General features: G+C 55.8%; 8 protein-coding genes and 1 riboswitch. Of the genes, 2 read left to right on the forward strand and 6 right to left on the reverse strand.

The annotated features are described in order from the left end of the window. Positions 1–174: 174 nt before the first annotated feature. Both EOL86_09095 and EOL86_09100 read right to left on the reverse strand, forming a co-directional pair. Complete coding sequence (locus tag EOL86_09095; protein ID NCD25731.1) at positions 175–1,167, reverse strand: tRNA (N6-threonylcarbamoyladenosine(37)-N6)-methyltransferase TrmO; 993 nt, start codon at positions 1,165–1,167, stop codon at positions 175–177. Beyond that, on the reverse strand, positions 1,164–2,471 hold the full coding sequence (locus EOL86_09100) for an HlyC/CorC family transporter (GenBank protein ID NCD25732.1): 1,308 nt from the start codon (positions 2,469–2,471) through the stop codon (positions 1,164–1,166). The genes EOL86_09095 and EOL86_09100 overlap by 4 nt, the downstream gene beginning before the upstream one ends. Positions 2,472–2,658: 187 nt before the next feature. Between EOL86_09100 and EOL86_09105 the strand changes: the two genes are divergently transcribed. Beyond that, positions 2,659–4,695, forward strand: a complete 2,037-nt coding sequence (locus EOL86_09105) for a HAMP domain-containing protein (GenBank protein ID NCD25733.1) — start codon at positions 2,659–2,661, stop codon at positions 4,693–4,695. 88 nt (positions 4,696–4,783) lie between these two features. On the opposite strand, the gene EOL86_09110 is transcribed toward EOL86_09105, so the two are convergent. The 4 genes from EOL86_09110 to EOL86_09125 all read right to left on the reverse strand — a co-directional run bounded on the left by EOL86_09110 (position 4,784) and on the right by EOL86_09125 (position 9,224). Further along, complete coding sequence (locus EOL86_09110) at positions 4,784–5,452, reverse strand: response regulator transcription factor (GenBank protein NCD25734.1); 669 nt, start codon at positions 5,450–5,452, stop codon at positions 4,784–4,786. Then, the gene (locus EOL86_09115; GenBank protein ID NCD25735.1) at positions 5,439–6,584 is read right to left on the reverse strand and encodes a sensor histidine kinase; all 1,146 of its coding nucleotides are present in this window, start codon (positions 6,582–6,584) and stop codon (positions 5,439–5,441) included. The genes EOL86_09110 and EOL86_09115 overlap by 14 nt, the downstream gene beginning before the upstream one ends. A gap of 97 nt (positions 6,585–6,681) precedes the next feature. Further along, entirely contained in the window at positions 6,682–8,322 is a 1,641-nt protein-coding gene (locus EOL86_09120) for an FMN-binding glutamate synthase family protein (GenBank protein NCD25736.1), read from the reverse strand. A 503-nt stretch (positions 8,323–8,825) separates the two neighbouring features. Further along, positions 8,826–9,224 (reverse strand): transcriptional regulator, encoded by a 399-nt coding sequence (locus tag EOL86_09125; GenBank protein ID NCD25737.1) that lies wholly within the window; start codon positions 9,222–9,224, stop codon positions 8,826–8,828. Between the two features lie 291 nt (positions 9,225–9,515). On the opposite strand from EOL86_09125, the gene EOL86_09130 reads away from it, so the two are divergent. Then, entirely contained in the window at positions 9,516–10,007 is a 492-nt protein-coding gene (locus EOL86_09130; GenBank protein NCD25738.1) for a YajQ family cyclic di-GMP-binding protein, read from the forward strand. Between the two features lie 215 nt (positions 10,008–10,222). Continuing rightward, positions 10,223–10,301, forward strand: a riboswitch (cyclic di-GMP riboswitch). Position 10,302: the final 1 nt, after the last annotated feature.

Consider the following 10,302-nt stretch of genomic DNA (forward strand, 5'->3'; position numbering starts at 1 on the left):
ATGGAAGTGCCCACAAACTGGACGGTGTACCCGTCAATGAACTCTCCTCATGGTGAGGAAAAAAGTAAAATCACAGTAAATTGATCCTTGAAAATTAAGAAAAGCCCCGCTTCGCGCAGAAGCGGGGCTTTTTTAGTGTTTGCTATAATTTTCAACAATTCGTGACGTAGCCGCTTAGCTGCCCAGGGCGATGCCCGCGAGGCTTTCCAGTTCCTCCGAGAGGGCCAGCGCTTCAGTCATGGTTTCGCCCCAACAGACCAACCCATGGTTATCCATGAACACGGCCTGAAAATTTTTACTGGCGGTGCCAACGATTCGGCCAAGTTCTTCCGTGCCTGGGGGAAATGACGGAACACGGGTGAGTTTGTTCGCGAATACCTGACCTTCGAACAAGGGGAGATCCAGGAGCGAGGAGTCTTTACGCAGTGATAAACCAATGAGTTTGGGGGGATGGGTGTGGACAATCGCCTGGGCGCGGGGCTGGTTGCGGTAGACCTCAAGATGCACGGCCAATTCCGAGGAGGCCCGCGTGGTCGAGAGGTGTTGCCCGGAGTCCAGATCGATGACGCTTAGATCTTGGGGGTAGAGGTGTCCCTTGGCGCTCCCCGTGGCAGTGATGACAACGCGGTTTCCCTGACGGGAGCTGATATTGCCGTTGAATCCCGAAAAAAGGCCGCGTAGCCATCCATCACGTCCTGCTTCCAGGATGGCCCGTCCCGTCTCGGGGTTGACGAGCGCGGGAAACGCCGGATGATCTGGTTTGGAGGTATTGTCCGGCTTGATGTCGATGACCGGAGTGCCATTGATGACCTCCAGGGGGTGGACTTGGAGTTTCAGACCCTCGCGTTTGATGATTCGGACCGGATGCAATCCTATGGGAGTGGGCCGATCGGGCGAACGGGTCGAAAACACCCCGCGAGGTGGGATGCCACGGTCACCCCGGGGGTGGCACCGAAGGACATTCTGGTCGCCTTGATGCATCCAGGTCACTATCAAAATCGCATCGCCGATTTGCAAGTCCGTGGCGGCGGATTCAAAATGCGGGCTCAATTCAATCCAGACCGGGGGGAGAGTCTGGAGGCCATATTTGGGGCATTCGTCGCGTGTGACCAGGTGGGATTGGACCGTGCCGATGATTTTGGGTTGCATGGCTGTACCTCGTGTCATTCTGTGATTTGTTTCGGAGTGAATCGAATGCGCTGGATGCGACGGCGCTCGACACGTTCCACGGTAAAAATCCCGGCCGGAAGCTCCACGCGGTCTCCGGCTTCCAGCACCCGGCCTGTTTCGGCCAAAAGAAGCCCCGCCATGGTCGTGTATGTTTCATCCTCGGGGAGTTTCAATTTCAAGGTGCGGTTGGCATCGCGGACTGCCAGCATCCCATCCAGGATATAATCCGCTCCATCGCGGATGATTTGGGAGTGGACTTCTTCGTCGTATTCGTCGTTGATCTCGCCAACGATTTCTTCTAGCACGTCTTCCAGGGTGACCATGCCTTCCAGACCACCGTATTCGTCCATGACAAACATAAGGTGGACCCGTGTGCCCTGCATTTGCTTGAGCAGCGGTCCCAGACGTTTCCCCGAGGGGACGAACACGGGCGGATGGAGCAGGGTGGCCATGTCGAAGGCAATGCTTGGGTCCTTGGCCAGGAATGGCTCCATGTCCTGCCGGTAGAGGATACCACGCATGTCATCGAGATCCTCGCCATAAACGGGCAGACGGGAATAGCCTTGGTTGTGAAAGGTATCCAGGACCTGGTCCAGGCTGGCATTCAAGGGCAACGCCACCATTCCCGAGCGGGGGATCATGGCTTCCCGAGCCTCGGTTGTACCGAAGTCGAAAACGCGGTTGATGAGCTTGCGTTTATCTTCCTCAAGCTGACCGCTTTTGTGACTGATGTCGATCAGGTAGCGCAGTTCGTCTTCCGTGTAGACCGAGCCGTGCCCGGCGCTGGCCGGAAAACCTAGGAGTCGGACAGTCCGGGTTCCGGACCAGTCCAGGAGACGGATGGGCCATTGGAAGACGCGGTAGAATATTTCCAAGGGCAGGGCCACGGCCAGGGCTGTTTTTTCGGCGCGTTCCAGTGCGATGGTTTTAGGGGCGAGTTCGCCGAGAACGATATGCAGAAAGGTGATCAGGCTGAAGGCGATGGCAAAGGAGATGGAATGCAGAACTGTCTCCGGTATATAGCCCGCGAGCAACGGCTCGAGGAGCTGGGCTATGGCTGGCTCGCCAATCCAGCCCAGGGCCAGGGAGGACAGAGTGATGCCCAGCTGGGTGGCGGAGATGTACGCGTTGAGATGGTCGATGAGGCGCAGGAGAAGCTTGGCCCGCAGGCTTCCTTGTTCAGCCAGGGTTGCAATTCTGGACCGCCGGACGGCGACCAGGGAAAATTCGGATGCCACGAAAAAACCATTCGCTGAAACCAAGATGAAGACCAGAAGCAAAAAGGCGAGAGAGCGAAGCATGGGTTGTCCTTGTGTCGGGCGCGTTGGTTTGGCGCGGAACAATCAGGGTCGGGTGGATAAGCTGTCACGTGTTTCATGTATCCATCATTTCCAGACTCGGTAAAGCCGTAAAATGGTGCGAATCCGGATTAAAATCGCGTCTTGTTCTTCATGGATTCTTTGGATATTAGTAATTATTTACTGACTTATGCGCATAATCATTGACCGAGGGGGCTGCGTGAAGATTTTTCATCGTATTGTGCTGATCGGGGTCGTGCCATTACTTGCATTTTTAGGCGTGGCTGGTTCGATCATTTTGGAAAAGTACCAGGAGCGGGTCATATTTTTGGGAATGGAGCGCAATATCGCGCTGTTTCAGGCCACTTCGCGGGCCATCGATTGCCTGCAAAAAGAGCGCGGCGGCACGGCTCTGTTTTTGAGCGGTGGCGCGGACGAAAAGATGCTCCAAGCCTTACGCGAGGGGTCCGATGCGGCTTTGCCTGCTTTTCGAGAAGCATTGGAATTTTCAACGCTTCCGGAGAAGGAACGGTTGGCCTGTCTGGAACGTCTTCGGTCTTTGCCTCGGATTCGGTCTTCCTACACTGTTCAGGATGCCAGCCTCAGGGACAAGGCGTTGAATGAGTATACGGCGGTTGTGGCGGCCTTGCTTCATGTCGAGGGCCTCGTTCCCAACACCAAGACTGCCAAGGGATTGGGCAAAGTGCTGGGCTCCCTTGTTATTTTGGAAGTTGCGAAGGAAAGCGCGGGGAAAGTCCGCGCCAATGGCGCCAGTTTGTTGGCCCAGGATCAGCCGTTGACCCAGGACCAGTTCGCCCGATTAGCGCAGCTCAAGGCGGAGGTCGATGTTAATCTCCGTTCTCCGGCTTTGGTTCTTAACGAACAGTCACGGGGGATGTTGCGGGCTTTTCCGGAAACAGAAATCTGGCGGGAAACCGAGGAAATTTTGTCGGCGTTACTCCTTAAGTCCAGCCAAGGCGGTTTTGGGTATTCCGGGAGTCGGTTCTTTGAGGTCATGAGCCACAAAATTGATGATATCCGCGCCATCATTGACAAAGAGAGCCAGTTTGTGGGGGCTCAACTCGAGACCTTGCGGGACGAGGTGAATACAGAGCTCGTTGCGTCCGGAATTTTTATGGGGGTACTGTCTTTTGGGACAATTGCATTGATTATGATTTTTTCCGTCAATATCCTGCGCCGGGTGCGGCTGGTTGTGAACTTGCTCAAGGACATCGCCGAAGGTGATGGCGATCTGACCGCCAGGTTGCCTGAAAATAATGATGAATTGGGAGAGTTGGCTCGTAATTTCAATATATTTGTGGTGCATTTGCAGGATATGATCAAGGAAATTCGTGACAAGGCCGAGTCCCTGTCGTCTTCCGCCGATCAGATGTTGGCCGTGGCCTGTCGCGTTTCCGAGGGCGCTCAAGACACCACTGACCGCTCGTCAATGGTGTCGGCCGCCGCGGAGGAGATGAGCGCCAATACCGCCTCGGTGGCGGCGAGCATGGAACAAACCTCGGGCAATCTGACGTCGGTGGCGTCGGCCGCCGAGGAGATGAGCACGACCATTGGTGATATCGCCGGCAATTCGGAGCAGGCCCGAACCATCAGCGCGGAGGCCGCGGCCAAGGCCCAGGGGATGAGTACGCTCATGAATCAACTGGTGGCGGCGGCGCAGGATATTGGCAAGGTTACTGAAGCCATATCCGCGATTTCCTCGCAAACCAATTTGTTGGCCTTGAACGCGACCATCGAAGCCGCGCGCGCTGGAGAGGCTGGACGCGGTTTTGCCGTTGTTGCCAATGAGATTAAAGAATTGGCCCGCCAAACCACCGACGCCACGGAGCACATTCGTGACCGGGTGAACGGCATCCAAGATGCCACGGACTCGGCCATGCACGTCGTGGAGGGTATTACAAATGTTATTGGCAATGTTGAGGAAATAATTGTCGGGATCGCCCAGGCTATTTCCGAACAAGCCCTAGCAACTCGTGAAATTGTTCAAAATATTGCCGAGGCAACGGCCGGTGTCCAGGAGGTGAATGGCTTGATCGCGGAAAGCGCCACGGTATCCTCGACCATTGCCCATGATATCGCCGAAGTCCATGCGACTTCGGAAAACATGGCTGGAGCCAGTCGCCAAGTCAGTAGTGGCGCCGATGACCTGACCGCCCTGGCAAGTCATTTGGGAACCCTGGTGAATCGTTTTCGGCTTGATGCCTAGCTGGCGTCCTTTGTGTTCCGGAACTCCGTTCGGAGTTCCGGAATTTTCTGGCCACGATCAAGTCGTGGTGTTCGCTTGGTTTGGCGTGTTATTCATCAATATCGATCAAGCCCAATTTCGCCGCGTGACGCACAAATGCCATGGGGCTTTTGATGCCTAGCTTGGTCATGATGGCGTAGCGGTGATTGAGCACGGTCTTGCGGGATACAAAGAGCTTGGTCGCGATTTCGTCGGGCGTCAGCCCTTCGGCCAAAAGCCGCATGACCTGTTGCTCGCGCAGGGAAAGCGAGCCATAGGACGCGTCCACGCTTTTGGCCTTGCGCTCGGATATGCTGCTCAGGCGCCGCAGGACGGATGGCGAAAGGGATCCGTCCAGATATTGGCCTCCGCCTAAAATGGCGTCCAGGGCGTGCATGATCCCCTCGCCTCCCGATTCCTTGGACATGTATCCGCTGGCTCCAGCCTGGAACGCGGCGGTAATGAAATCTATCTTGGTGTGCATGCTCAGGATCAGAATGGCGGCCTCGGGTCGTTCCAACCGAAGTTGCCGGGTCAGTTCGATGCCGCTGCCATCGGGCAGACTGATGTCGATGATGGTCAAATCAGGATCGGTTTTTTGGAACAGAGCCAAGCCTTCGACACAGGTTCCGGCTTCCCCCACCACGCTGATGCCCGTTCGCGCGGCCAGTTGGACCTTGAGGCCGTCGCGGTACAGGGGGTGATCTTCGACGAGGAGCACGCGTTTAGGCTCGCCCACGGGAACTCCGGCGCAAGGGGGTTTCCACGAAAATGCGCATGCCCTGTCCTGGTTTGGATCGCAATCGCAGTTTGCCGCCCAGGAGTCGAACCCGTTCACGCATGCTCCATAATCCCATGTGCTTGTTGCGACCGGCTGCCGCGTGACAGCGTTCCAGGTCCGCGCCTTGGCCGTCGTCCTCGATGCGCACCAGCAGGTTGGGGTAGGAGCCGAGCAGGCGGATGGTCACGCGGCTGGCTTTGGCGTGTTTGCGGACATTGCTCAAGGCTTCTTGGATGAGGCGGTAGATGTTGATTTGCGTGTCAAAATCGAATTCAACCCCGTCAAGCCCATCGGCATAGACATCGACCACGATGCCATGGCGTAGGGAAAATTCTTCGCAATGGGTCAGAATTGTGTCCAACAGACCGAGTTCGGTCAGGCCGGGAGGCAACAGTCCGTAGGCTAGGTCCCGGATGGCCCCGATGGCCGTGCCCAGCCGGGAGGAAACGCCGCCGATCTGACCACGCCACGAAGCGTCGGCGGGGAGATTGGCGCTGATCCGCTCCAAGTCGGCCTTGGCAAGGGTCAGGTCCTGGGCGACATGGTCATGCAGTTCGCGCGCGATGCGCTGGCGTTCGTTTTCCTGAGCCATGATCAGCTCCTGGGACAAGGCGCGCATCTCGTCTTCTGTCTGGCGCTGGTCGATAATGCGTCCGATCAGGTCGGCCACGGCATCGATGAGACTCCGTTCCTCGCGCAGAAATGGGCCTTCATCGGTCGCGGGTCGATTTTCAAGGTAGCAGACTTCAATTTCCCCGCAAACCGTTCCCCGAATGGTGATCGGGCTGGTCTGTCGCCATTGCGTTGGACGGAAATTGGCCGAGTTGCGCCGCGTTTCACCAACATGGATGGAAGCACACGCGATGTCCGGGAACTGCCAGGATTTTGGGACAAGATTGGCGATGGCGGTCAGGATTTCGTCCAGGGGCTCGTCCGTGGCCTGGGCCAGGCGGGTGATCCCGTAGAGGCAGTTGAGCTCCTTGACCCTTTCGCGCAAGGCGTTTTCGGTGTCCTGGCGCTGGGCTTCCAGGGCTCGCCATTTTTCTTGGGACTCAGGGGACGCGATAGCGAAGTGTTGGGATGTGGGCATGGTCTCTCCTGTGCATTGGGCGGAGCGTGTCTAGCACAGGACGGAGAAAGGGGCCAGGGGTGGAGCTGGGGCCCACTCCCCCCTGGCGTCAAGGAATTTAGGCGGACAGGATTTTGCGGGCGCTTTCGTCCTGTACGTCGGTAATGAAACGGATGCCGGTTTCCCGGGCGGTCTCGCGGTTGGCCGCGACGACGTCGCCCCGGGTGATCTCCGTGATCGAGAACTTGCGCGCTCCGGCCAGAAGTTGCTGGAGTCCCGCGCCGAGTTTGTCGGCCAAGGTCCAGGCGGCGATGGCGCCATACGGCACGTTTTTCATTTCCGCCGCGCCGATCTTGGCCTTCAGGGATTCGTAGCCGGCAAAGATTTGCTCTGGAGTTTCACCGATGTCCTTGACCGTCTTGGGGAGACTGTCCCAGTTGCCGCAGACTTTTTCACGACGTTCCGGATGCAGGACGCCTTCGATGTTGGAGCCGAGGAATCCGGGAATCATCAGGGCGCGGCCCATGCAAATCAGCTTCACGAAAGGCGCCCCAAGGGCCAGGGCCTTGAAGATGTGGTCCTCTCGGGCCAGGCCGCCGGCAAAGGACATGTCCACCACCTTTTTGCCCTGGGCAGCCAGGATGGTGGCATATTCAATGGCCTTGGAGTGGAGCAGGATGGACGGCACGCCCCAGGTTTCCATCATGTTCCAGGGGCTCATGCCCGTGCCGCCGCCGGAACCGTCGATGGTCAGCAGATCCAGTTCGGCCTCGGTGGCGTACTTGATGGCCATGGCCAGGGCTTCCATGCCGTAGGAGCCGGTTTTAAGCGAAATTTTGGTGAAGCCAAGCTTTCGCAGATAGGCCACGGTGTCCATGAAGTTTTCGTGCACCGCGCTCACGGAGGGCAGGTCCGTGTAGCCCAGGCGGCTGTGACGGGCAAAGCCCTTGATGCCGCCGGCTTTGAAGGATTCTTGAACTTCGGGCAGCTCCGGATCGGGGTCGACCAGATAGCCGCGTTTTTTGAGGAAAAGGGCGTAATCCAGACTTTCGACTTCGATTTCGCCGCCGATGTTTTTGGCGCCTTGGCCCCATTTCAGCTCGATGCAAACCTTGTTGCCGTATTTGCCGATGACATACTCGGCCACGCCGTTACGCGCGTCCTCGACGTTCAGCTGGACAATGATCGCGCCATGGTCGTCGGCGTAGCGGGTGTAGGTTTCGATTCGGCGGTCCAGTTCCGGGGATTTTTCGATCCGTCCATTCGACATGGTCGAAGTCCGATCCACTCCAACCACGTTTTCACCGACCACGATCGGGATACCGATCAGGGCGCAGCCCGTGGCGAAGGAATCCCAGTACTTGGCGGCGATAAAGGTCGAGCCCAGGGCGCCGGTCATGAGTGGCATGCGCACCTTGGTTTTTTCCTTGGCTCCAAAGGCGGTTTCCAGGGAGACGTTGGTGAACAGACAGTCATCCGGGTTGGTGGACCGCCCGGCGGCCACGCCCTGGGCGCCAAAGTTATAGCCCTGAATACGCAAGGAATTGTAGTTCACGCCGAGGTGGCAGGTATTGGCGCTGCCGGCGGTGACCGACCCGAAGTCGCGCGGGTAGAGCATCTGTCGTCCTTTCAGACAGGACATCCAGGTTTCGCATTTGCCGGCGCAGTCGGAGCGGCACAAGGTGCACAGGCCAGATTCGGCCGGGTTGCCACGATTGGTGGTGCCGAGGACATCATTACTTTTGGGCCATTGAAACATGTTCATCTCCATTAAAAATTGGGTTGCGCCGCATGGTGTGACGACCCGCGCGGCGGCCTGGAGCCAGATGGCTTGATGGCGTGGCGCATCACGGGAGCGTCTCTCTGAAAGGGCGATAGATTATCTATGAAGGGGACGGGAAAGTGTCGATAGGCATTGATCCCCTTTTCCTGGTTTTTTCGTGGTGACATTTTAGGTGGAATTCCTGGATTTTAGGTAATCTTCCCTGGTGTTGCTTGGAGGCAGTCGAATTCGCGGCTCGATCCATTTAAAATACAATTAATACTATATTTGTTTTAAATTATTAGATAAATAATGATACTACATGCTTTTTTGGATTTGGAGACGCGTATTTTTTGGTCTGCGAGCAGGCCAACTCCAGGCGCGGTCACTGAAAAAAATGTGGATGCAGGCTTGTGAGCACGCCTTGGCTTGGGAATAAGTAGAAGCCAGGCACACGGACTCGCGCAAAAAAAAACCCTCCAAGCGGAGGGTGGTGAGATTTATTCTTCGGTGTTCTTTTTGCGTTTTTCCCAGAGCTTCATGCCTTGCATTGTCTTTCGTCGTTCTCTGGCCAAGGATTTTGCCACCAAGGAAGTTCCTTTTTTATAGCCGTATTTTTCTTTGTATTCTTCGACAGTCATACCATGCGAGGCTATGTGGCGTTTTGTCAGCACCTTGAAGGACTTGCCGCATTCACAGCAAATGACGCTTTTTTCACGGATGGCATTTTTGGGATCAACGGCGGGCTCCACGTCAGCGGTGGGAGTAGTGCCCTCTGTCATGGCCTGAATTCCGCTGGTCAGGGCGCGTAACATGGAGGTTATTTCTTCTTCGGTCATCGTGCGGACACTGGCCTGCGCTTTGACGATTTCAAGGGCCTGCTTCATATAGTCTTCCATACATTCTCCGTGAATAAAATATTGTGTACGATGTATTTTCTATGCCAAACGAGTTAGATGAGATATTAATATTGGACGCATAAATGTCAAATACTTTGTTTGAAAATTTGATTTCAAAAAAAATTTTTGCTTTCAGTGATATATTTTTGCCACTGTGGAGCATTTTCGTGGATGCTTTGGATAGACCTGCAGGTGAGAGCCTGCAGATAAAGATCAGGCTCTTGACGGGTGCGCCCGTTTGGGCCATTTTTTGAGATGTCGCTGCAAGAGATTGCTTTTAAGGAGGATATCATGCCGTCATTTGATATAGTTAGCGAGCTGGATTTGCAGGAAGTGGATAATGCCGTCAACAATGTGCGCAAGGAAGCCGAAACTCGTTATGATTTTCGCGGGGTGATCACGGAGATAGAGTTCAATCGCAAAACCAAGGTCATCTCCCTGGTGACGGGAGACGACATGAAGATTCGGGCCATTCGCGACATGCTCGTCTCGCATTTCGTGCGGCGCAAGGTTGATTCGAAGTCCATGGAGTTCGGTGAACCGGAAAAGACCAGCCGGGGCCAGCTCAAACAGGAGATCAAGCTGCACGATGGGATCGACAAGGATTCCGCCCGAAAACTGGTGAGGATGATCAAGGACAGCAAATTGAAAGTGCAGGCCGCTATCCAGGATGAACAGGTCCGGGTTACGGCCAAGCAGATTGACGATTTACAGGCGGTTATCGCCGTGTTGCGCGAGAGTGATTTTGAGTTGCCATTGCAGTATGTGAACATGAAAAAGTAGAACAGCGCAAAGAATTCTGGCGGGCAGGTTTCGGTACGCCGGTTCTGGCTCGTTTCGTGGCTTTTTGGTTCTCGAAATTCACTGTTGATGCGGCCATGTCGCGTGTCGGGATGCGCATCAAGGCTCATGCTTTGGTGTGATCGCGTGACAAAGGTATGAAAATTTTTACCCGCCTTGACCCAGTCATGGGCAGGGACTAAGCCTTCAAAAAGTCAAAGAGCCAAAGCCAAACCAGTCGCGAGGCTGGGACGGAAAGCTAGGGGTCTGGATGGTCCAGATGGCCCGGTTGCCTCCA

The sequence above is a fragment of the Deltaproteobacteria bacterium genome, from assembly GCA_009930495.1.
In the GTDB taxonomy this organism is placed as follows: domain Bacteria; phylum Desulfobacterota; class Desulfovibrionia; order Desulfovibrionales; family Desulfomicrobiaceae; genus Desulfomicrobium.